At 44.9% G+C, this 22,899-nt stretch carries 24 protein-coding genes; 20 read left to right on the top strand and 4 right to left on the bottom strand.

Going from position 1 to position 22,899, the window contains the following annotated elements; genetic code table 11:
• Positions 1-57: 57 nt before the first annotated feature.
• The 13 genes from cyoE (at position 58) to ABHV44_RS02740 (ending at position 10,156) form a co-directional block, all read left to right on the top strand.
• A complete protein-coding gene (gene cyoE, locus ABHV44_RS02800; RefSeq protein ID WP_459073126.1) occupies positions 58-963 on the top strand; it encodes a heme o synthase in 906 nt (301 codons plus the stop codon).
• Between the two features lie 3 nt (positions 964-966).
• A complete protein-coding gene (locus ABHV44_RS02795; RefSeq protein WP_459073125.1) occupies positions 967-1,728 on the top strand; it encodes a cytochrome c oxidase subunit 3 in 762 nt (253 codons plus the stop codon).
• Between the two features lie 24 nt (positions 1,729-1,752).
• Complete coding sequence (locus ABHV44_RS02790; RefSeq protein WP_459073124.1) at positions 1,753-2,784, top strand: cytochrome c oxidase subunit 3; 1,032 nt, start codon at positions 1,753-1,755, stop codon at positions 2,782-2,784.
• A 37-nt stretch (positions 2,785-2,821) separates the two neighbouring features.
• Positions 2,822-3,199, top strand: a complete 378-nt coding sequence (locus ABHV44_RS02785) for a cytochrome C oxidase subunit IV family protein (RefSeq protein ID WP_459073123.1) — start codon at positions 2,822-2,824, stop codon at positions 3,197-3,199.
• A gap of 6 nt (positions 3,200-3,205) precedes the next feature.
• Positions 3,206-3,880 (top strand): SCO family protein, encoded by a 675-nt coding sequence (locus tag ABHV44_RS02780; RefSeq protein ID WP_459073122.1) that lies wholly within the window; start codon positions 3,206-3,208, stop codon positions 3,878-3,880.
• Complete coding sequence (locus tag ABHV44_RS02775; protein WP_459073121.1) at positions 3,852-4,556, top strand: SCO family protein; 705 nt, start codon at positions 3,852-3,854, stop codon at positions 4,554-4,556. The genes ABHV44_RS02780 and ABHV44_RS02775 overlap by 29 nt, the downstream gene beginning before the upstream one ends.
• A 5-nt stretch (positions 4,557-4,561) precedes the next feature.
• Positions 4,562-5,125 (top strand): DUF420 domain-containing protein, encoded by a 564-nt coding sequence (locus ABHV44_RS02770; RefSeq protein WP_459073120.1) that lies wholly within the window; start codon positions 4,562-4,564, stop codon positions 5,123-5,125.
• A gap of 10 nt (positions 5,126-5,135) precedes the next feature.
• Positions 5,136-5,390 (top strand): hypothetical protein, encoded by a 255-nt coding sequence (locus ABHV44_RS02765; RefSeq protein ID WP_459073119.1) that lies wholly within the window; start codon positions 5,136-5,138, stop codon positions 5,388-5,390.
• A 37-nt stretch (positions 5,391-5,427) separates the two neighbouring features.
• Positions 5,428-6,168 (top strand): OmpA family protein, encoded by a 741-nt coding sequence (locus ABHV44_RS02760; protein ID WP_459073118.1) that lies wholly within the window; start codon positions 5,428-5,430, stop codon positions 6,166-6,168.
• An 83-nt stretch (positions 6,169-6,251) separates the two neighbouring features.
• A complete protein-coding gene (locus ABHV44_RS02755) occupies positions 6,252-7,691 on the top strand; it encodes a TolC family protein (protein ID WP_459073117.1) in 1,440 nt (479 codons plus the stop codon).
• A complete protein-coding gene (locus ABHV44_RS02750) occupies positions 7,691-9,019 on the top strand; it encodes an efflux RND transporter periplasmic adaptor subunit (RefSeq protein ID WP_459073116.1) in 1,329 nt (442 codons plus the stop codon). The genes ABHV44_RS02755 and ABHV44_RS02750 overlap by 1 nt, the downstream gene beginning before the upstream one ends.
• 1 nt (position 9,020) lies before the next feature.
• Positions 9,021-9,710, top strand: coding sequence for a tRNA (adenosine(37)-N6)-threonylcarbamoyltransferase complex dimerization subunit type 1 TsaB (tsaB, locus tag ABHV44_RS02745; protein WP_459073115.1), 690 nt, complete (start codon positions 9,021-9,023; stop codon positions 9,708-9,710).
• A gap of 26 nt (positions 9,711-9,736) precedes the next feature.
• Positions 9,737-10,156 (top strand): Rieske (2Fe-2S) protein, encoded by a 420-nt coding sequence (locus tag ABHV44_RS02740; RefSeq protein WP_459073114.1) that lies wholly within the window; start codon positions 9,737-9,739, stop codon positions 10,154-10,156.
• Between the two features lie 79 nt (positions 10,157-10,235).
• Here ABHV44_RS02740 and ahcY read toward each other — a convergent pair whose 3' ends face one another.
• The gene (gene ahcY, locus ABHV44_RS02735; RefSeq protein WP_459073113.1) at positions 10,236-11,555 is read right to left on the bottom strand and encodes an adenosylhomocysteinase; all 1,320 of its coding nucleotides are present in this window, start codon (positions 11,553-11,555) and stop codon (positions 10,236-10,238) included.
• A 129-nt stretch (positions 11,556-11,684) separates the two neighbouring features.
• On the opposite strand from ahcY, the gene ABHV44_RS02730 reads away from it, so the two are divergent.
• Positions 11,685-12,311 carry a 4'-phosphopantetheinyl transferase family protein gene (locus ABHV44_RS02730; protein ID WP_459073112.1) on the top strand — a complete coding sequence of 209 codons (627 nt, stop codon included), beginning with the start codon at positions 11,685-11,687 and terminating at the stop codon, positions 12,309-12,311.
• Positions 12,312-12,392: 81 nt separating this feature from the next.
• On the opposite strand, the gene rpmH is transcribed toward ABHV44_RS02730, so the two are convergent.
• A complete protein-coding gene (gene rpmH / locus ABHV44_RS02725) occupies positions 12,393-12,566 on the bottom strand; it encodes a 50S ribosomal protein L34 (protein ID WP_459073111.1) in 174 nt (57 codons plus the stop codon).
• Positions 12,567-12,769: 203 nt separating this feature from the next.
• Here rpmH and ABHV44_RS02720 point away from each other — a divergent pair, with 203 nt between their 5' ends.
• Complete coding sequence (locus ABHV44_RS02720; protein WP_459073110.1) at positions 12,770-14,572, top strand: ABC transporter ATP-binding protein; 1,803 nt, start codon at positions 12,770-12,772, stop codon at positions 14,570-14,572.
• Between the two features lie 52 nt (positions 14,573-14,624).
• Positions 14,625-15,713 carry a GDP-mannose 4,6-dehydratase gene (gene gmd / locus ABHV44_RS02715; RefSeq protein ID WP_459073109.1) on the top strand — a complete coding sequence of 363 codons (1,089 nt, stop codon included), beginning with the start codon at positions 14,625-14,627 and terminating at the stop codon, positions 15,711-15,713.
• Between the two features lie 3 nt (positions 15,714-15,716).
• On the opposite strand, the gene ABHV44_RS02710 is transcribed toward gmd, so the two are convergent.
• Both ABHV44_RS02710 and ABHV44_RS02705 read right to left on the bottom strand, forming a co-directional pair.
• A complete protein-coding gene (locus ABHV44_RS02710; protein WP_459073108.1) occupies positions 15,717-18,866 on the bottom strand; it encodes a UvrD-helicase domain-containing protein in 3,150 nt (1,049 codons plus the stop codon).
• A gap of 50 nt (positions 18,867-18,916) precedes the next feature.
• Positions 18,917-19,219, bottom strand: coding sequence for a hypothetical protein (locus ABHV44_RS02705; RefSeq protein WP_459073107.1), 303 nt, complete (start codon positions 19,217-19,219; stop codon positions 18,917-18,919).
• A gap of 199 nt (positions 19,220-19,418) precedes the next feature.
• Between ABHV44_RS02705 and ABHV44_RS02700 the strand changes: the two genes are divergently transcribed.
• From ABHV44_RS02700 to ABHV44_RS02685, 4 genes are read left to right on the top strand one after another with little or no spacing between them, the layout of a single operon-like run.
• Positions 19,419-20,195, top strand: coding sequence for an MbnP family protein (locus tag ABHV44_RS02700; RefSeq protein WP_459073106.1), 777 nt, complete (start codon positions 19,419-19,421; stop codon positions 20,193-20,195).
• The gene (locus ABHV44_RS02695; RefSeq protein WP_459073105.1) at positions 20,173-21,198 is read left to right on the top strand and encodes a cytochrome-c peroxidase; all 1,026 of its coding nucleotides are present in this window, start codon (positions 20,173-20,175) and stop codon (positions 21,196-21,198) included. The genes ABHV44_RS02700 and ABHV44_RS02695 overlap by 23 nt, the downstream gene beginning before the upstream one ends.
• Positions 21,195-22,313 (top strand): cytochrome-c peroxidase, encoded by a 1,119-nt coding sequence (locus ABHV44_RS02690; RefSeq protein ID WP_459073104.1) that lies wholly within the window; start codon positions 21,195-21,197, stop codon positions 22,311-22,313. The genes ABHV44_RS02695 and ABHV44_RS02690 overlap by 4 nt, the downstream gene beginning before the upstream one ends.
• Before the next feature lie 58 nt (positions 22,314-22,371).
• Positions 22,372-22,797, top strand: a complete 426-nt coding sequence (locus ABHV44_RS02685; RefSeq protein ID WP_459073103.1) for a YkgJ family cysteine cluster protein — start codon at positions 22,372-22,374, stop codon at positions 22,795-22,797.
• Positions 22,798-22,899 lie beyond the last annotated feature (102 nt).

Genomic DNA, 22,899 nt, shown 5'->3' with positions numbered 1-22,899 from the left:
GAAAGACGGGATAAATCACTTATTTTTGCACCGGTTTTTATCAAGAAATTTTTCGGATTGAAGACAACTGAAACAATTGTACAAGACCGTTCTGCAAGCAGTAGCAAGGTGAAAGACATTGCCATGCTTTTCAAACTGCGCCTTACGGTTTTAGTGGTCATTTCTGCCGCTTTGGGATATCTGATGGCTGTTCCTCAAGTACACTGGACTTCTCTCATCTTGTTGTGTCTTGGTGGAGTTTTGCTAACTGGCGCCTCCAACAGTTTCAATCAGGTTTGGGAAAAAGACAACGACCGTTTGATGGACAGAACTTCCAATCGCCCGCTTCCTGCCGGAAGAATGAGCGTAGTGGAAGCATTAGTCTACGGGACAATTGCCGGGATAGCTGGAATCGCCATTCTCTGGTACTTCTTAAACCCATTGAGTGGCGTGCTCGGAGCACTTTCACTTTTTGTTTACGTATTCGTCTACACACCTATGAAGCAGCACACATCTTTGGCTGTTTTTGCGGGAGCTTTCCCTGGAGCCGTCCCTCCGATGTTGGGTTACGTTGCGGGATCTGGAACTTTTGGCCTTGAGCCGGGAATCCTTTTTGCCGTGCAGTTTATGTGGCAGTTCCCTCACTTTTGGGCCATTGCCTGGGTGGCAGAAAAAGACTACGCCAAGGTGAACTACAAGCTTCTTCCATTTAAAGAAGGACGATCGAAAAGAAGCGCTTTTCAAATCCTTCTTTACTCACTATTCTTATTGCCCGTTGGCCTTTTACCATGGGCATTCCCTCAAGGTGATCCAATGGTAGGAAACATCGCCATGGTTACCGTTGTGGTATGTACCTTACTTTTTATTTATCAAGCCTTCAAACTTTACCGAACCTGTGCTGTTCAGGATGCAAAGAAATTGATGTTTGCATCTTTCTTCTACCTTCCCATTGTTCAAATCATTTATGTGATCGACAAACTTTAATCCATGAACAAAGCACAAGCAACAGCCGAAGAAAAAGCGCCTAAAAAAGACGTTTACGAAGATTACGATCCGGCAGTAAAAGTTCGAACCAAAAAGATGTTGATGTACTTCATCATCTTTTCAATTGTAATGATCTTTGCGGCATTCACCAGTGCCTACATCTTCAATTATTGGGGACAGTTTTGGGTCCACATCAATATCCCTACAGCATTTTGGGTTAGCAATGTGATCATAGTTTTCTCAAGCCTCACGATTTATCTGGCGCTGAGGGCCGCAAAAAGAGACGATCAAAAAAACACGACCATTTACCTGATTGCCACATTTATTTTGGGTGTGGCTTTCACCATCAGTCAATTTTCTGGGTTTGGCACTTTAATGGATCAGGGAATTCACATTGCCGGAGCACGAATTGAATACATGGAAGGGACTTACAATGAAAGCTACTACATCACTTATGGTGGCGAAAAGCTACTTTATGACGATGGCGAATACTACATGCCATCCGATAAAGTATTGGCAGAGCCCATAACCAACAAGGTAAACGAACAAGCAAACACAGCTGGTAACTACATTTATATCTTGACTCTAGCTCACGTCTTTCACCTTCTTCTGGGACTTATTTACCTGGTGGTGAACACGGTGCGATCGGTCAAAGGACAATTTAACAGCAAGAATACGATAAGCCTCTACACGAACGGAATGTACTGGCATTTCCTGGGGATTTTGTGGCTTTATTTGTTCGTGTTTATATTCTTTATTCATTAATATTGCAGCAAATTTTTAAAGCTTATGTCTGGAGAAGCGACTAAACCAATTGACAAGTCTATCCTTTGGGGAGGTGGCCGCTCACCTTTTAGTGTGAGTTATGGAAAAATGATGATGTGGTTTTTCCTGGTTTCCGATGCCCTCACTTTCAGCGGATTGCTGGTAGCCTACGGCCTAACACGCCACGCAGAATCTGAACCCTGGCCCATTGGGGAGCAAGCGTTTAACGCTTTCCCGGGAATCGATGCAAGCTTACCGCTCGCATACGTTGCGATGATGACTTTCATCCTTATCGTTTCTTCAGTAACAATGGTACTTTCGGTAGAAGCTGGCCACAGAAACGACCACAAAGGCGTATTGAAATGGCTCGGTCTGACTATCATCGGAGGTTTTTTCTTCCTCGGCTCTCAGGCCTGGGAGTGGAGTCACTTCATTCACGGTGGTGGCGGTGCATTTCAGGTGAATCAGGAAATGACAGTTACCGGAACCGATCGTGATGGAGAGGCGATGACTCTCACCCTATCGGCTGGAGATCGCGTACATTTTGATCACCATTACGGAAACGAACTCTACGAAGTAGTTCATCACAGCAACCAAACCGCTACTGAGGCAAGCATTCACGGCAGTCATGATAGTGGTCACGGACATGGTCACGGTGCTGCCGAAGAAGAGCACGGCCCAATGACAATGGAAGAACTGGGTGCTCCGGACAAATTGATCATCAACAAATACGTTGAAAACGAAATGCACGTGGACGGACCAGAAGCTCTCGAGCTTTGGAACAATCGCGTTGAAAACTCATTTGTATTTGGTGCTAACATGCACGAAAATGAGTACGGCCCACAGAGCTATGCCAACTTCTTTTTCTTCATCACCGGATTCCATGGTTTCCACGTTTTCAGTGGTGTAGTCATTAATATCATTGTTTTCTTAATGGTGCTCAAAGGTGTTTTCAAAAGAAGAGGCCACTACGAAATGGTAGAAAAAGTTGGACTTTATTGGCACTTTGTCGATTTGGTTTGGGTATTTGTTTTCACTTTCTTCTACCTTATCTGATCGAACAACAAAACAAACCCTTTAAGGCTTTTTAAAGATGGAAAGAGACGACCTCATAGTAAACGACCAATATTCGATGGATGCCCACCACTCTGAAGAGGCGGGTAAAAAAATCAGAAAAAAGATCTGGGTGGTGACCTTGATCCTGACTGTGATCACAGCATTTGAAGTGGCACTTGGTATCTACTTCAAACGTGCTGATACTTTCACCTGGGAAACAATAAAAATTACTTTCATCATTCTCACGTTGGTGAAAGCAGCTTACATTGTGATGACATTTATGCACCTGGGTGATGAGCGTAAAAACTTGCGTAACATCATCCTAGTACCTTACGCTATTTTTGCGATCTATCTAATTTTCATTGGTCTCACCGAAGGTATTTTCACAGAAACTATCAGAGATCTTTTCCGATAGTCGAATATGAATAAAAACGCGAGAAAGTATGTGATTCTAATCTGCATGCTTTTGCTGATTCCGCTGACCTTTTTGCTTGTTTTTAGCAAAATGGATCACAACTTCACCACCCTTCCTTATTACGGAAAAGACGGTAAGATTCCAGCAGAAAAAGCTGTGGAAATGGACTCAACAGCGTTTTACACCATTCCCGAGTTTGAGCTAACCGATGAAAACGGCAACTCTTTCCACTCCGACTCGCTGAAAGGTGATGTCTGGATCGCGGCTTTTTACACAACTTCGTCTCCCTACATTTCGAAAATAACGAAGCGACTGCTTGGATTGAACTTTACTTACAACGATCAGTCTGACATTAAGCTTGTGGTATTTTCTACTGAGCCGAGTTTCGACAAGCCAAAAGTGCTCAGGAGCTACCTCGATGAGATAAAATCTGCTCCTGAAAAATGGAAGTTTCTCACCGGAGAAGAAGAAAAGGTGGCAGATGTCATTCAAAACGGATTTCTGATTGACGATTACAAGAACACTTCGACCTTGTGGCTTGTAGATAATAACGGTCACCTTCGTGGCAAATTCAATGGCAATTCCGAGGAAGAAGTGAAAGATGCTACTGAAGCGATTGCACTACTCAAAAAAGAAATAGACGTCAAAGCTTATGAAGAAAGAAAAGCCAGAGAAAATTAGTCTGATCTTTTCACTCCTGTTGTTACTGGGATTGGCTTCCTGCACTTCCCAAAACAGCGATCAATCTTCCACTGAACAATCTTCTGACAACAAAAGACTCCCCTACTTCGGTACACATGGTGATCCGAATGCCCAAAATCCACTACCGGGGGAAATTGAAGACAGTTTGATTTACACCGTTCCAAAGTGGAGTTTAATTAATCAGGACAGTCAAAGAGTTTCTCAGAAAGACTACGAAGGAAAAATCTACGTCACCGACTTTTTCTTTTCTACATGCCCGAGCATTTGTCCCGTCATGAGCTCGCAAATGGCTCGACTTCAGGACAAGATTAAGAAGGCTGGCCTGTCGGGCGAGGTGATGTTTTTGTCGCATACTGTGGACCCCGAAAACGATCGGCCCGACACACTGAAAGCATATGCAGAAGAACTGGGTGTTGATCTCTCAAACTGGAACTTTGTCACTGGAAATAAGGATGACATCTACTATTTGGCAGAAGAAGGATACTTTGTAAATGCATTGCCCGCTGAAACAGCTCCAGGTGGATTTATCCATACAGACAATTTTATACTTATCGATGAAGAAGGCCACATCCGTGGCTACTACGATGGCACGTCTACCAGAGATGTAGACAAGCTTTTCGAAGACCTCAAAAAATTAGTAACTAACAATAATTAAAGAAGATGCCGAACGAAAATGCAGCGAGTAAAGAGAAAAACTACACTCCATTGATTGTAGTTGTTTCTATTCTTATTCCACTGGTAGTGGCAGTGCTTTTCTTTTTGCCCCAGGCAGAAAATATTTCACCCGGTTTGCGATCTTTTCTTAATCATCTCCCACTAACCAACGCCATCATCAACGGCACCGCAACCGTGATGCTAATTGCAGGAGTGGTTGCAATCAAAAACAAAAATATGGTGGCCCACAAGCGTTTTATGTCCACTGCCATTCTGCTTTCAGTGCTTTTTCTGGTGAGCTATGTTTCGTTTCACCTCACATCTGAAACCACGCGCTACGGTGGAGAGGGCCTGATGAAGGGACTTTACTTTTTCATCTTGATAACCCACATTTTACTCTCCATCGCCATAGTTCCGCTGGTGTTGATCACCTATGTTCGGGCTCTGTCCCAACGATTCGACAAGCACAAAAAAATTGCGCGAATTACTTTTCCTCTTTGGCTCTACGTAACAATTACAGGCGTTTTGGTGTACATAATGATCAGTCCATACTATGCGTTTAATGCTTAAATTTGTGAATATGAATCGAACAATCAGTATTTGCGTAGCAGTTGTTGGACTGTTGTTGATCAGTCAATCTGTAGAAGCTCAGTGCGCTATGTGCGAGGCAGTTGCGGAAAGTGCATCAGAAGACAACAAGAACGTAGCAGAAGGATTAAACAAGGGAATTATTTACCTCATGTTTGTGCCTTACCTCTTGTTCGCCATTGTTGGCTTTGTTTTTTTTCGCAAGAAAATTGCATACTTTTATCGAGACTTGATCGGTCAACACTAGAACCTTACTGATTTAGCTAACTTGAATGAAGTAATTTATGCAAAACAATTTCAACATATCCAGGCTAATCCTTTTGGCTATCTGCCTACTTTCGGGGATTGTCGCCAATGCCCAATTCACCGAGGAGAAGAAAATCTCCGATGATGACATGGCTTATGAAAATCAGATGATGCGTCTGCATGTGATCAACGAAGAAATGGAGGAGACTAGTGAAACAGCTGTCGACATTGAAATCCAGGGACTTGATCCGCGTGACCCGGTTGTTTTTGAAGATGTAGTGGACACGACCATCCAAATTCCAGCTTACAGAAGATACACAGTTACTGCTGTCAAAGAGGACTTCATGTTCTACTCGGAGCGATTCTGGCCGGAAGAAAAAAAGATTCACGTTCAGGACATCACTCTAAAGAAGCTTGCCCCAGGTCTCAAATCTGATGTTCCAGGTATAATATTCCTGGGCAGTGAAACAGAAATCTATCACAAATCGGCAGTGGCTCTTCAAAATCTATATGATTTCCTTGTGAAGAATCCCGAAGTGACCATCGCAGTAAATGGACACGTTAACGATCCGGACAACCTCTACAGTGAAAAGTTTCTTGAAAAAGCTTCACGCGAACGTGCACAGGCTGTCATCGATTTTTTGGTAAATAAAGGAATTGATGAAAGCCGCATGACTGCAGTCGGAAAAGGAGCTACCGAAATGAAGTATCCAGACCCCAAAACGGACTGGGAAAACGAGGAAAACCGAAGAGTGGAAATCGAAATTCTCTCCCTCTGATTTAACAATCTTTATTCGTTTGAGCTCAGAGCTTTTTTAGCGAGAAGCTTTATGTTTGTGCTTCAACCCAATCCCAATTTACTATGTTGAAGTACTTCTGGACTCTCCTTTTGGCCGTTGCTTTTTTCACTAGTCAAGCTCAAAGTGAGAAATGGTCACTGAAGCAGTGTATTGACTACGCTCTCGAAAACAACATTCAAATTCAGCAAAGTGCGCTTAACTACGACCTGGCAGGCATTGACAAGACGCAATCAGTTGCCGGGGCATTTCCAAGTGTAAACGCAAGTGCTTCTCACGGCTACAACTGGGGACAAACAATTGACCCTTTTACCAATGAATTTGCCACGGACCGTATTCGAAGCAACAACTTCAATGCACGAACCAGCCTGACGATTTTTAACGGTTTTCAGCGCCTGAACTCCATCAAGCAAGCCAACATCGACATGGAAGCCAGAAATGCAGATCTTCAAAAGATGAAGAATGACATTTCACTGAACGTGGCAAACGCTTATCTGAACATCCTATTCAACATGGAGTTTTTGGCCATTGCCGAATACAATTTGGAAAACTCATCTTCTCAGCTGGAACGCACAAGAAAGCTTGTGGATGCTGGAAGCGCCCCCGAGGGAGACTTACTCCAGCTCGAGGCACAGCAGGCTACAGATTCAGCCAGCGTCATTTCGGCACAAAACAATCTCAAGCTTTCTTACCTAAACCTGACCCAGCTACTCCAGCTTGAGCCAGAGGAAAGCCGGAATTTTGAAATAGAAAGACCTGATGAAAACCTGGCTCAGGAAACTGAAGTAACTGCCGATCTTGAGACTGTATTGAGCAAGGCAGTGAATACGCTTCCAGAGGTGAAAAGCGCACAGGCTAATTTGATGAGTGCAGAAACTGGATTGAGCATTTCGAGAGGTCAAATGTCTCCGAATTTCAGCATGAGTTACTCCATTGGTTCGGGTTATTCAGGAGCCAACAACATTCCTATAGGTGACCCTGTGAACCTTGGTCAAGTTCCTATCGGAGTAGTTCAGGGGTCGGGATCAACAGTGCTCAGTCTGCAGGAACAGACAACTTATGAGGAATTCGACACCAAGCCATTCAACGATCAAATCAGTGACAACTTCAACCAATCTCTGTTTTTCAGCCTGAACATTCCAATCTTTAATGGTCTCTCTACTCACTCAAATATTCAGCGTAGTAAAATCAACGTAAAAAATGCCAAGCTTCAACTTGACCTAACCAAAAACCAGCTGAAGCAAAATGTGCAGAGCGATTACTTCGACATGCTTGCAGCAATGGAAAACTACAGGGCTGCTCAAAAGTCAGTGGAAGCTCAACAGCGGGCCTTTGATTACGCACAGGTGAGGTACGAAGCCGGAGTAATCAACACAGTAGAGTACACCAACGCGAGAATTTTACTGGATAACGCAAAGGCTGACCTTATCAGAAACAAATTTGATTTTATCTTTAAAGCTAAAGTCATCGATTTTTACACTGGCAAGCCCATTGTACTTAACTAATGAATAAGAAAAAGCTCATCATAATTCTGGCCGCTGTAGTTGTGGTTCTGCTTATTCTCGCATTAATCTTTGGCAGAGGTGAAGATTCGATTTCAGTGACTGTTGAGAAAGCCCAAAACCGCGACATCACCGAAACTGTTTCTGCCAGCGGAAAGGTCCAACCTGAAGTAGAAGTAAAAATAATCTCCCAGGTTTCGGGACAGGTTATTGAGTTGCCGGTAAAAGAAGGTTCAGAGGTTGATAAGGGTGATCTTCTGGCGAAGGTAGATCCCGAACTTTATGTAGCCGCTCTCAACAGGGCTGAGGCCTCTCTGAACACTGCGCGCTCAAGTCTTTCGAGCGCCAAAGCACGTCTATCCCAGGCACAAGCTCAACTCGAGGTAGCAGAGCTCAACTATGAGAGGAATCAACAGCTTTTCGAGCAAGGGGCCATTTCCAAAGCCGAGTTCGACAATGCGACTTCGAACTACAAGGTTGCTCAATCGGAGGTGGAAGCTGCTCAAGAAAGCGTTCGATCTGCCGAGTTCTCTATCGCCAGCGCACAAGCTACGCGAAATGAACAAGCCGAAAACCTGCGCAGAACGACCATCTACGCTCCGCGAAAAGGAACAGTAACAGCCCTCGCCATCGAAGAAGGAGACATTATCCTCGGAACAGGCATGATGCAGGGAACCGAAATAATGCGCGTTTCGGACCTTACTACAATGGAGGTGAATGTTGAAGTAAACGAAACCGACATTGTGCGAGTGGGACTGGATGACACCGCTCGTGTGGAAGTTGACGCCTACCTCGATCACGAATTCGTGGGAATCGTGACCGAAATAGCAAACACTGCCATGAATGCCACTGGCACCATGACTCTCGATCAGGTAACTAATTTCTCAGTCAAAATACGTATACTGGAGTCTTCCTACCAGGAATTGCGAAAAGTTAATGCTTCCGAAAATTTCACACCGTTAAGACCTGGCATGTCCGCAACTGTTGAGATTGAAACAGCCACAGCCAAAGACGTTCTTTCTATTCCAATAAAAGCTGTCACAACTCGCACCGACACAGCATCAATGAGTTTTCGCGATAGGATTTCTGAAGATACAGAAAATGATAAATCAAATGGGGAAAATGAACCTCTTACTGTAGTCTTTGTGAAAAATGGTGAGCTGGCAGATTTGGAAGTAATTACCACAGGAATACAAGACAACGAGTTTATTCAAATCCAAAGCGGCATTGACGAAGGTGACGAAGTAATCACCGGTCCGTACGATGCAGTTTCGCGTAAGCTCGAGAACGGTTCAAAAATCGAAACCAAAAGAGAAAAAAGTAATTTCTAGTATGATTTTAGCGCTTGAGACGGCCACAAGAAATTGCTCTGTGGCGCTCGTCAACTCCGATGGATCCAACATGGTTCACCGCGAACACCACAGTGAAAAATATTCCCACGCAGAAAAGCTTAACGAGTTTATCAAAAATGTTCTCGATGCTGCTAATAAAAGCTTCTCAGACCTGACGGCCATTGCCGTGAGCAAAGGTCCAGGCTCTTACACAGGGTTGAGAATTGGCGTTTCCACAGCAAAGGGTTTGTGCTACGCACTCAACCTTCCTCTCATTTCTATTGGAACACTTCCGGCAATGGCTCACGGGGCGATGGAGAAAGAAAGTGAATACGAAGCTTTCGTGCCGATGATTGATGCTCGCAGGATGGAAGTTTTCACTCAGGCATTCGACACTGAAGCGAAAGGGATTGACGACCTCCGCGCTCAGATTGTGGAGCCAGATAGTTTCGATCACCTCACTGGTAAAAAAACGCTTTTCTTTGGCGATGGCGCTCAAAAATGTGCTGATGTGCTTACCAAAGCTGAGTTCACTTTCGAAAAAGATTTCCATCCTTCTGCAGTGGATGTGGCAAAGCTGGCAGTCGAAAAGTACAAAGCTGAAGCCTTTGAAGATGTGGCGTATTTCGAGCCATTCTACCTCAAAGACTTTATCGCTGGGCCTCCTCCAAAAAAGGCAAAATCGCAGTAGCACAATTAATTGGTAATTTTGAACGTATGATAGCTGGCATGAGAAAAGTCATTTTCATAGTACCCTTTTTGCTGCTTGCCTTGGCCTGCGGCAGAGACAGTAACATTCCGGTCCGGAATGTAAACCTGAATCTCAATCTCAACCTTCCTTCTTATCAGGAACTCAACATCATTACGGGATGGATTTATGTTAGCGGTGGTTCCAAAGGAATTATCGTCTACAGAAAAAGTGAAAATGAATTTCTCGCTTACGAACGTCACAGTCCTTATCAACCTGAAGACAACTGTCGGGTTTCGGTGGGTGATGATGAGACGAGCATTCAGGATGAGTGTTCCGATTCTCAATGGTCGCTTATCGATGGTCAGGTGATTAACGGCCCCGCGAGTCAGCCGCTACTCCGCTACAATACGACCTGGAACGATCCATATCTCACAATCAGAAATTAGAGTCAACCTCATAAAAAAACCCGAACCTGCTTTGCAAGTTCGGGTTTCGTATGAATTATGATGATCTATTAACTAGATCTTAGTAGCGATAATCGTCAGACTTGTACGGGCCTGCGACATCAACTCCGATATATTCTGCCTGATCTTTGCTCAATTCTTCAAGCTCTACACCAATCTTCTCGAGGTGAAGTTTTGCAACTTTCTCATCGAGGTGTTTAGGCAATGTGTAGACTTTATTCTCGTAGCGCTCTTTGTGGTTCCAAAGCTCGATTTGAGCAAGAGTCTGGTTCGTGAATGAATTCGACATCACAAAAGATGGGTGACCTGTTGCACAACCGAGGTTTACCAATCTACCTTCAGCAAGTAGAATGATGTCTTTTCCGTTGATTGTGTACTTGTCGACCTGTGGCTTGATCTCCACCTTGGTATTACCGTGATTGTTATCCAACCAGGCTACGTCAATCTCATTGTCGAAGTGGCCGATGTTACAAACGATAGTCTTGTCTTTCATCGCTTCGAAAGCCTTCCCGGTGATAATATCTTTGTTTCCAGTTGCTGTAACAACAATGTCAGCACGAGAAACTGCATTTTCCATTTTCTTCACTTCGAATCCGTCCATTGCAGCTTGCAGCGCGCAAATCGGGTCGATCTCAGTAACAATTACACGAGCACCCGCTCCGCGCAATGAAGCAGCAGAACCTTTACCTACATCACCGTAACCGGCAACAACGGCAACTTTACCGGCCATCATCACATCGGTAGCTCTTCTAATAGCATCCACTAGTGACTCTTTACAGCCGTATTTGTTATCGAATTTAGATTTTGTAACCGAATCATTCACGTTAATCGCTGGCATCGGAAGAGTTCCTTTACGCTGGCGCTCGATAAGTCTGTGAACTCCTGTTGTGGTTTCCTCAGAAAGTCCGTTGATTCCTTCAACCAATTCTGGGTAGTTGTCCAAAACCATGTTGGTAAGGTCACCCCCATCATCGAGAATCATATTCAGTGGCTGGCCATCTTTAAAAGCAAAAAGTGTTTGCTCGATACACCAGTCGAATTCTTCAGCATTCATTCCCTTCCAGGCGAAAACTGGCACACCTGTAGCGGCAATCGCAGCTGCTGCATGATCCTGCGTAGAAAAGATGTTGCAAGAAGACCATGTAACGTCAGCACCGAGTTCAACCAGTGTTTCGATCAGTACTGCAGTTTGGATAGTCATGTGAAGGCATCCTGCAATACGAGCGCCTTTTAGGGGTTTGTCTTTACCGTATTCTTCCCTCAGCGCCATAAGCCCTGGCATTTCGGCCTCGGCAAGTTCAATTTCTCTTCTTCCGTATTCCGCAAGGTTGATGTCTTTCACCTTGTACGGAAGCACTTTTTTGTCTGTTGATGTCTTCATGAAATGTATAATTTTTTTGTTCTTCGGTCTAAAACCAAAAGCATTGCAAAGATACTACTTGCCAACTATATAGGCAAAAGTCAACTGATTTACAATTAACTCTTACTTTTGTTTGCACTACTTTTTGATATGCCACTAACCCAACAATTTCATACTCCCTCGGGCGGAACGCTCTACCTATGGAAGGTAGCAGAAAGAACTGAGAACCTGCTTCAGTCTCTTGAAATGACTGAAAGAGCAAGAGAAGAATGGAGAGAAATCACCCATCCCAAAAGACAAAGAGAGTGGCTCGTGGCAAGGCACTTATTTCACGAACTACAGATTCACGAATCACTCAGGTACCTTGAGAACGGTAAACCTTATTTAAAGGATGGCCGAAAGATCTCAATCTCTCACAGCCACGATCTTGTAGGCGCTTTTATCCACAGCGAAAAAGAGGTCGGAATCGACATCCAGGCACCTGATGAGAAACTAGTCAAGATTTCGAGTCGTTTTTGCAATCAGAAAGAGTTTGACTTTGCATCCAACAGCATGAATCCCATCGAAGTCTTTACCATCATTTGGAGCGCGAAAGAGGCTGTCTTTAAAGTGTTCGGAGAAAATATCCACTTTGCCAGGCAGATGTCTGTGCGGCCATTTGAACTGGCACAGCCTCGTCTAAAGCTAGACTTTAAATCAAAAGATCGGGGAGACTTCACTTTCGATCTGACGCTCTTCAGAATTGATGAATATGTTCTGGTGCTCGCTGAAAAGTGAATACCTCAGAATTGAATGGAGACCACAAAAAAAGGAGCTCCACATGGAACTCCTTCAAATATCTTGAGATGGAAGGACTACTTAAACTAGTCCACCCATTTTCTTGTGTCTTCTTTCTGAAGAAACTGACAATTTCTTGCGGCCTTTCTTTCTTCTTGAGGCCAACACTTTTCTTCCGTTTGCGCTAGACATGCGCTTGCGGAATCCGTGCTTGTTTCTTCTTTTTCTTTTCGAGGGTTGAAATGTTCTTTTCATGGCTCTTGTCTCTTTAACCGTTCGTGCCTTTTTTCTAAAAGGGAGGGCAAAAATAGATAATTTTCACCTACTGCAAAATCTATTGAGCTAATTTTTTGTCTTTAAAACAAAACCGTGACAAACGTACTCGGTTATTCGCCTTAATTTTGCCAAAAATCGGAAAAATCCCTGTTGATTTGGAAACTGAAAAAAAGAAAAGGAAAATGATTTCGCTGTCGGCTCTTAAAGAGAGTACGCGAATCTTTAAGTACCTCAGACCTTACCGCTTTGTTTTTTCAATTGGACTGGTTCTTCTTTTCCTGTCCAGCTTGATGACCCTGGTGATCATGCGACTTCTCGGTCAGCTTGCAGGAAACGGCATTGACCAAAAGCAGGAAGCTGCTCAGTCAGGTGTACTTCAGTCTCTGAACATCGACATCGAATGGGGTAGCATCGAAGGTGTTCTTTATGTCCTGATCGCACTTCTACTTCTACAGGGAACCGTCTCTTTCTTTAGAGTCTACATTTTTGCACACGTTACTGAGAAAATGATGCTCACGCTGAGAAAGGAAACCTACCAGCATCTGATCGCCATGCCGATGCAGTTTTTTAATGAAAGTCGTGTGGGAGACCTCAACAGCAGAATCTCTTCCGACATCACTGCCATTCAGGAAACTTTGACCACCACTTTGGCTGAGCTGATCCGCCAAACCATCATTATCGTTTTTGGGATCGCAGCCCTGGTGTACTTCTCTCCAAAACTCACCATGGTAATGTTGGCTTCTGTTCCGGTAATTATGATCGTAGCAGTAGTTTTCGGAAGGTTCATCAAAAAGCTGGGGAAAGAAACTCAAAACAAGGTTGCTGAATCAAACGTCATCGTTCAGGAGACACTTTCGGGAATCAGCAACGTGAAGTCTTTTGTCAATGAATTTTATGAACTGACACGCTTTTCGAGCAGCGCTGCACAGATCCGTAAGTTCGCAATGAAAGGCGCCATTTGGAGAGGTTTCTTCAGCATGTTTATCATCGTATTCGTGTTTGGCGCCATTATCACCGTGATTTGGCAAGCGGCAAAACTGATGCAACAGGGTGAGCTTGATTCTGATTTATTCTTCACCTTCCTGCTCATCACCGGACTCGTTGCCGGCTCTATTGGCGGATTGGCCAGCCAGCTTGGTTCGCTCCAAAAAGGTATCGGCTCGATAGAAAACGTGATGGATATTATCGATCGCGATGGTGAAAAAGTTGCTCTCGAAAAAGCTCCAGAGATTTCGAAGAAACTTGCTGGTAAAATTCGTTTCGACAAGGTAAACTTCCACTACGCTTCGCGAAAAGACGTGGAAGTGTTAAAGAGCGTTTCTTTCAAAATTGAAGAAGGAGAGCAGATCGCACTGGTTGGTCCTTCGGGCTCGGGCAAGAGTACTCTCGCTTCTCTCCTTTTGCGTTTTTATGAACCCGTTGATGGAACGATATTTTTTGATGACAAACCAGCGAGCGATTACGAGTTGGCAGAGCTCCGCTCACAAATTGCTATCGTACCTCAGGAGGTGATTCTCTTTGGTGGAACAATCAAAGAAAACATCGCTTACGGTAAGCCCGAAGCCACAGACCAGGAAATCGAGAAAGCTGCGAAACAAGCTAACGCGCTCAACTTCATCAACGATTTCCCGGAAGGAATGGAAACGATGGTAGGCGATCGCGGAATCCAGCTTTCGGGAGGCCAGCGCCAGAGAATTGCCATCGCCAGAGCGGTGCTAAAAGATCCTGCAATTTTGATTCTCGATGAGGCCACGAGCTCACTCGACTCTGAATCGGAAAGACTGGTGCAGGAAGCGCTCGACAGATTGATGGAAAATCGAACTTCTGTCGTGATTGCTCACCGCCTTTCGACAGTAAAAAACGCCAATCGCATTTTGGTGCTCAACAAAGGCGTACTCGAAGAAGAGGGAACGCACGAAGAGTTGCTCGCCCGCGAAGACGGACTGTACAAGCACCTGAGCGATTTGCAATTCCAGAATACTTAGGCTTTTGAACTTCGGTTGAATCGCTACCTTTGGCCCATCCAATCTGAAAGACATGAAAAAGAAAGCACTGATCACTGGAATAACCGGACAAGACGGAGCATACCTGGCCGACTTTTTATTGAAAAAAGGCTATGAGGTTCACGGTGTAAAACGCAGAAGTTCGCTGTTCAACACCGACAGAATCGATCATCTTTACAAGGATCAGCACGAGGAAAACGTGAATTTCTTTCTTCACTACGGTGATCTCACCGACTCTACTAACATGATCAGATTGGTGCAGGAAGTGAACCCAGACGAGATTTACAATCTTGCTGCTCAGAGCCACGTGCAGGTTTCTTTTGAAACTCCCGAATACACTGCCAACGCAGACGCCATGGGAGCACTGAGAATCCTGGAAGCCATTCGAGTTTTGGGATTGGAGAAAAAGACGCGCTTTTACCAGGCTTCCACTTCTGAGATGTTTGGAAAAGTGCAGGAAATCCCTCAGACGGAGAACACTCCTTTTTACCCGAGAAGCCCTTACGGAGTAGCAAAACTGTACGCCCACTGGATCACTAAAAATTACCGTGAAGCATACGGTTACTTCGCCTGCAGCGGAATACTTTTTAATCATGAAAGTCCGCTACGTGGAGAAACTTTCGTAACGAGAAAAATCACCAGAGCTGCTGCCAAAATCAGCCTCGGCCTGCAAGAAAAGCTCTACCTTGGAAACATGGACGCGAAGCGCGACTGGGGTCACGCCAAAGACTACGTAGAAGGAATGTGGCTGATGCTTCAGCAAGATGAGCCTGACGACTACGTGCTTGCTACAGGCGAGATGTTTACCGTTAGAGATTTTGCCACCAGAGCTTTCGCAGAAGCCGGCATCGAACTCGCGTGGGAAGGCAAAGGAGTAGATGAAAAAGGAATCGATGCAAAGACGAAAAAAGTTCTTATCGAAGTCGATCCACGTTACTTCCGCCCAGCAGAAGTAGAGCTTTTAGTAGGCGATCCATCAAAAGCTCAAAAAGAACTCGGCTGGAAACACCGCCATTCTTTCGATGAGCTGGTGAGCGAAATGGTGAAAGCCGACATCGAACTTTTTGAAAGAGATCAGTACCTACTCAAAGGTGGCCACAAGGTGATGAAGTACAACGAGTAGAACTCAGATTTTCACCACAGCCCACGGTTCGAAATAAATTAGGTAGCCCTCACTTTTTCTTCCCAGAACAGACTCAACTTCTCGCACGTAGTTGCGCATTTGCTTGAGATGACTATCGAGCTGAGATCCTGTTTTGTAGTCGATTACAACACATCCCGATTCATTGTACTGGATTCTATCCGGACGAAGAACGTCTCCCTTGGCAGTGAGCAATTCCACTTCGTTAAAAACCTCCCAGCCTTCGGAATACCACTTTGCCGTTTCTGAGTTGGTTAAAACCTCTTCTATAGCCGCCCGTACAGTTTGTCGATCGCCAGCCCGCAGCCAACCCTCCTCCTCCACTTTTTGAAGTGCAGTTTCCAAGTCGGCAGAAGAGTAGACAAACGACATCACCTGGTGAAGCAGGTTTCCGTATTCACGATCTTTTTGTGGAGCTTCCACTTCCCAGTGAAAAGGAGCCTGTAGTGAAATCCTCAACTTCTTTCGGTAGTCAAACGCTCCAAACTGATTCAGTTCAATTTCATTCGACTCTGAAGATCCCTCCCCTTCCGTTTTTGGAGCCGGTTGTGGCGTTCCGATTTCTACGAGTTCCGAATTTTCAAATGCAGCATTCAATCCAGCTTCGATTAACTTAAAAGTTTGATTGGGTTTATTGCCAGCTCCGTAAAGCATGTACAACCGCGACTGGGGCCTGGTGGTCGCTACATAGAACATATTAATAATGTCTAAAAGTGTGCGATCTGCTTCTTGTTGGCGAAGGAGATCAAAAGGTGTTGGTCGCTTTTCTGACAGACTCACCCTGGCCGATGGCAGCGCTTCGTTTTCCAAATCCACCCAGAATTCGTTGTCGGCTTTTGAATAAAAATTGGCAAAAGGAAAAATCACAACTGGGAACTGAAGTCCCTTGCTTTTATGGATGGTCATGATGTTTATCGCATCTGTTCCTTCTGTGGTTTGGATGCTTTTAAAACGCCCTTTTTCTTCCCACCACTCCAAAAAGCTGTGAACGCTGTTATCTCTTTTCAGGCCAAAACTGAAAGCGGATTCGAGCAAAAACTCAACAAATGCATTTGGTCGACTGGAGAGACTAAAAAGTCGCACTACTGATTCAATCAACTCGTACGGTGTGAGTGACAAACGTTGCTTTTTATCTTCCAGCAAGTCGACTCCTAAAGTCCTAAACTGATCGAAATGGAGTCCATCTTTTTTGAGCAACCTGGTCAGCTCACTGTGGTCTCGATGACCAAATTTCCAAACCACGACCTTCTCAGCTAACTTCACCTGTGCCACGCGATCTTCTGGATTAAAAAGCCAGGTGATGTAGCTCATAATGAGCTGTACTTCGCGGTCGTTTTCAAGCAAAAGACTTTCTGCAGAAATTACACGATAGCCCTTGTCGGCCGAAAGTAGGTCGCTGGCAATCCTCACTGCATCCTTGTTGCTGCGGGTAATCACAGCAATGTCTTGTTGGCTAAATCCATCGGCAAGACAATTTTCGATTGTGCTCATCACCCGCTCGATGTTTTTTTCCTTTAGATCGTCCTTGTCTTCAGCCCCTTCAAGTTTTTCGATGCGGACGTAGCCGCCTTCTCCTTTTACTTCCTTCTGAGCGAGCGTTTCGTAAATCGGGGCAACGCTCGGGTTTTGACCTGCCAGTGCCCGATAAAATTCATTGTTGAACTGAACCACTTCGGCTTTCGACCGGAAGTTAAACTCCAGTTCCTCACCGCGATAGTTTCGCTCAAGACTCTGCTGGTACTCAGAAATGAGTGTGTTTTCCCCGACTGACTTTAGATTTGGCAAATCGATGAATTGCTCTACATCGCCATTTCGCCAGCGATAGATCGCCTGTTTACCATCACCCACAAGCATGGTAAACTGATCTCTCGAGAGTGCGTTTTGAAAAAGCGGGAGGAAATTTTGCCATTGCAAAACCGAGGTGTCCTGAAACTCGTCAATCAGGTAATTCGTGAATTTCTCGCCAATTCGCTCGTAGATAAACGGAGCAGGATTGTTCACAACGACTTCGCTCACAAGTCTATGAAAGTCGGAGACCAACACGAGATTGCGCTCCTCCTCAACACGATTGATTTCCGCCTCAATTTCGTGGATCACCGCGCTTGAGTAAATATTTTTGAGAATGGCTGCGGTGAGGTGGTACACCTGAATTTTTGCACCAGTGGTCAAATCGATCAACTCCTCGAGTAAGGGGGTAAGCTCGGGAATGATGCTTTCGATTGCCGATTTAGCTTCAGCTGTCGTGTTCCCAGCAAACCACTTATCTTCTTCAATTGCTTTGCGCACATATGAATTCGGAGCAGTGACTTCTCCTAAACTTTTCTTGAAAAAACTCGGCACCGCGCCACCTTTCTGGAAAAAGTGATTGTGATCGATTCCCGCTTCGTCAATGAGATCGAGTCCTCTTTTCGCCAAACCGGCAACTGCATTTTCGTACTTCTTTTTTCTCTCAATCAGCTGGTCTTTTACCGCCAAAAAATCGGCAGGCTTCATTTCTCGAAGTTTGGCAATGTGGTGACTCGAATCTTCTCTGAAGATCTGCATCCCAGCCTCCTTCAGGTCGTTGTTGATATTCCACTCCTTTTCGTCATCCACTTTGCTTTTCACAAACTCCACCAAAAGAGATGTCAACTCTTTGTCCGAACCGGCTTTCTCAAGCAGGTTATCAATTGCCGTCTGCACAACTTCTTCGGTATCCGTGGAAACTTCAAAATCCATCGGAAGGTCGAGGTCGCGGGAGAAAGAACGAATGAGCCTGTGAACGAATCGGTCGATGGTGCTGACGTTCAGATCCGAGAAATTGTGAAGGATGTGCTTTAACGTGTTTCCCGCACGTTCTTTCAAAGTCTCCTCGTCCATCTGAAGGTGATCGAGCAGCATCTGTGCCATGTTTTTGTCGTAGTCAGGATGTCCGGGACCGGCTGCAAAACCACGAAGGTTTTCTACGATTCGGGAACGCATTTCAGCTGCGGCCTTGTTGGTGAAAGTGATGGCGAGAATTGAACGATATCGATCGCTGCGATTGGTTGAAAGTGCGAGTTTCAAAAACTCAACGACTAGTGTAAACGTCTTGCCCGAACCGGCAGAAGAGCGGTAAACGACAAAATTTCCTGAAGCTGTTTGCGGTTGTTTCACGGCTTGAATTTAGCCGTAAAAAATGAGACCCACCAAATGAAAAAATCAAATCACTCTTGCTCTTCACTCTGGAAAATGAGCAATCTCAAGTCTATCTCATCTACTTTGCCATCCTCATTCATGTCGTATTGAAGATTTTTTGGATGCCCAAAGTTCTGCAGCATGTTCAGAACAAACATTGTAGAAACAATTTCTGCCTCGGATCTGGAAGTGTCTGACTGATGAAAAATATCGTTTTTTAGTCCCGAAGGTTCGGGCAGCAAGGTGCGATCGGCAGTTTCTGATTGCGCGCTCAAATCGGCACAAAGAATCACGAGAACCGCCACCAGTGTCGTGGTTAAGACCTGTTTCATGAGAATTGATTTCGCTCGTTAAAAAAGTGTTTTAAGTGATCGATGTTACGTCTGTTTCTGACTTTTTGTTCCATCTTTACTTAGATAAAGCAACAAGACTTTAAATTTGAGAGTTTGGGGAATAACTGTGTTGTGTTGTACTAAATGCACAAACACAAGAACTTACTTTACTTTTGAGAAAATCACCAAGAAAGTGGAAATGAAAATCAATCAGCTCATCGCATTACTTTTAATAGCAATCGGCTTCGTTGCCTGTGACACAGAAGATCCGAAGCCAGAACCACAATCGCCAGACATGGGAGAATTCACGCTTCGTTTTGAGCCTTACTGGGAAGATGAACCGTTGGCAATTGGAGACGTTTACAACACCTCTGACGGTTTTCGTTTGAGGGTTGAAAACCTGGACTTTTATATTTCTAACGTAACTATCAATCACAGTGAAGACGGCCCAAAGGAAGGTGTTGACGTTGCCCTTTTGCAAGACGAAAGCGAAAACATGGAAGTAAGCTTTGATGCAAAAGCAGGAAGTTACAGCGGCTTCTCATTCGCATTTGGAATTCCCAGTGAGGTGAACACCGACTCCGACCCAACTCAGTTTCCCAATTCTCACCCTCTGAGTGTGCAGGGTTCTAACGGCATGTTTTGGACCTGGAACACTGGCTACATTTTCACCACTTTTGATGGTCGCGCAGACACAACTGGTACGGAAGGAGCCCCTCTAAATCATCCTTTTGCATTTCATTGTGGTCACGACTCGCTCTACGAATTGCGCGACTATTCTGACACGAGCTTCGAAATTACTGAAGGGGAAAATACGGTTATCACCATGCGCATTCAAGTCGATCAGATCCTGACTAATCCCGAAAACCCGGTTGACATCAGAGAAGAATCAGTCACTCACTCATCAGGTGAAGCCGGACTCGCACTGGCAGAAAAAATTGTCGACAATTTTTATGATGCTACAACCCTGGAGTAGATTTTCAATTTTCATTTTTGGCGCAGCACTACTGTGGGGTTGCGAGGGTGAGGTGAGTAAAGAGTCTTACGAATTAGAAATTCCAGCTGGTTTTCCCGAGCCAACAATTCCAGAAGACAATCAACTTACCAGTGAAAGAGTTGAACTGGGAAAACATCTCTTTTACGATAAGCGACTTTCTGCAAACAACGCCATTTCCTGCGCCTCCTGCCACAAGCAGCAACTGGCTTTTGCGGATAGCAAACCGCTGAGTATGGGTCACAACGGAAGAGAAGGATTTCGAAACTCCCCCACTCTAGCCAACGTGGCTTATCAAGAGACTTTCATGATGGACGGAGGCGTTTCTACTCTAGCCCTGCAATCCCTGGCGCCCATTCACGATGAGGAAGAAATGGGGTTTAACATCAACGAAGTTGTAATTAAGTTGAATGCTGACAGCGAACTGAAAAAAAAGTCGAAAGAAGCATACGGAAGAGACTCTTTAGACGCCTGGGTAATCACCAGAGCATTGGCCAGTTTCCAAAGAATTTTGATTAGCGGAAATTCGCGCTACGATCAATTTGAGCATCAGGGAAGAAGTTATGTTTTGACTAAAGAAGAAAAGCGCGGCATGAAACTATTTTTCAGCGAAAAGACTCAATGCGGTAGTTGCCACGCGGGATTTAATTTTTCGGACGGCAATTTTCACAACATTGGGCTGTACGAAAAATACGAGGATCCCGGTCGAGAAAGAATCTCCAATAAGTCTGAAGATTATGGAAAATTTAAAACACCGACACTAAGAAACATTGAGCTGACTGCGCCATATATGCACGATGGATCGCTAAGTACACTGGAAGAAGTGATAGAGCATTTTAACAACGGTGGCTCAAATCACAAAAACCAGGACTCGCGAGTGAAACCCTTAAATTTGTCTGATGAGGAGCAGAGTGAACTCATCGCGTTTCTCAAGACTTTAACCGATGAAGAGTTCGTTACGAACCGAGATTTTAGATTGAATTGAAATACAAAAATTACATAGCATTTGCTTTCGTTTTCGCTCTTGTCGGGATGTTTGCGCTACCCGGATGCCAACCTGATCCTGAAATTGAACCAGGTGACCCGGCTGATGACGGACCTACTGCTTACGAAATCGACATTCCACCTTTCTTTGCCCCAATGGATATTCCCGAGGACAACCCGATGACAGTGGAAGGAATTGAGCTCGGTCGTCACCTGTTTTGGGAAAAGCAGCTTTCAGGCAACAACGAAATCTCTTGTGGATCTTGTCACTTCCCCGAACACGGTTTCTCAGATCCTGCACAGTTTTCTACAGGTGCCACGGGGATCGAAGGCAACAGGCACTCCATGGCCCTGGTCAACCTGGGCTGGGCTAGAGATTATTTTTGGGATAGTCGCGCAATGACGCTCGAAGAGCAAATTATCGATCCGGTGCAAGACCCGATAGAAATGAATCAGGAATGGGACGAGGCGGTATTGGAGTTGCAGCAAAACTCACTTTATCCTCCAATGTTTGAAGCGGCTTTTGGCGATGAGGAAGTAACTCAGGATCGTGTGACCAAAGCCATTGCTCAATTTTTAAGAACCATGATTTCGGCTGATAGCAAATTCGATAAGTGGCGAAGAGGAGAGGTTGCAGAACTAACGCAATCGGAAGATCACGGTCGGGAGCTTTTCATTACAGAGGGCGGTTCTCCGGAACAGGTTCCCGGAGGTCAATTTGGTGCCGATTGCTTTCACTGTCACGGTTTTGGCGACATGCAGTTTTCAGATTATCTGCCACATAACAACGGTCTCGATTCCAATTTTACGGATCTCGGTGTTGGTGGAGTTACCAACGACCCGTTGGACTATGGGAAGTTTAAAACACCAACCCTGAGAAACATAGAGCTCACAGCACCTTACATGCACGATGGGCGTTTTGAAACGCTCGAAGAAGTGATCGATCACTACGATTCCGGAGGCCATCCTTCCGAAACGCTTGATCCTTTTATGAAATTCGAAGAAGGCGGGCTAAACCTTTCCGATCAGGACAAGGCCGATTTGATCGCCTTCCTAAAAACTCTCACCGACACCTCTTTCGTCAACAATCCTAAGTTCAGCAATCCGCATGACTGATGATTATCGGCAGTGGCTAAAACTGGCCACGAGCAATAGAAAGCAAATCAAAAAACTCATGCAGCGACTGAAGCGGAAAAAACCCGCAGAGCTCGACAGGCTTTTTCGCGAAGAACATGAAAATGCTTTTGAGGAAATCGACTGTTTGGAATGTGCCAATTGCTGCAAAACAACCAGTCCCATTTTCAGAGATATTGACATTGAACGAATCGCAAGTCACTTAAAGATAAAACCGACCAATCTGATCGAAGACTACCTGCACCTGGACAGTGATGGTGACTACGTTCTCAACACGTCACCCTGCGTTTTTCTGCAAGATGACAACAAGTGTTCAATTTACGAACATCGCCCCAGGGCCTGCCGGGAATACCCCCACACGGATCGTAAAAACATGCATCAGATTTTGGGTCTCACCAGAAAGAACACTGAAGTGTGTCCAGCTGTGAGCAAAATGGTAGAGTCAATAAAAGCCAACATTCAGTAAAACAGCTAACTGATTGATTGCGCAATACGTTTTGTCGCGGATTTTTCCCGTTTCGTATGACTCTTTAGCCAGTTTGTAAAAAAGCCTCGTCCAACTGTATCC

Origin of the sequence: Halocola ammonii, from assembly GCF_049334165.1 — a bacterium.
Taxonomy (GTDB): domain Bacteria; phylum Bacteroidota; class Bacteroidia; order Flavobacteriales_D; family Sanyastnellaceae; genus JBEGHD01.
This window is presented reverse-complemented; position numbering and strand designations above follow the sequence as displayed.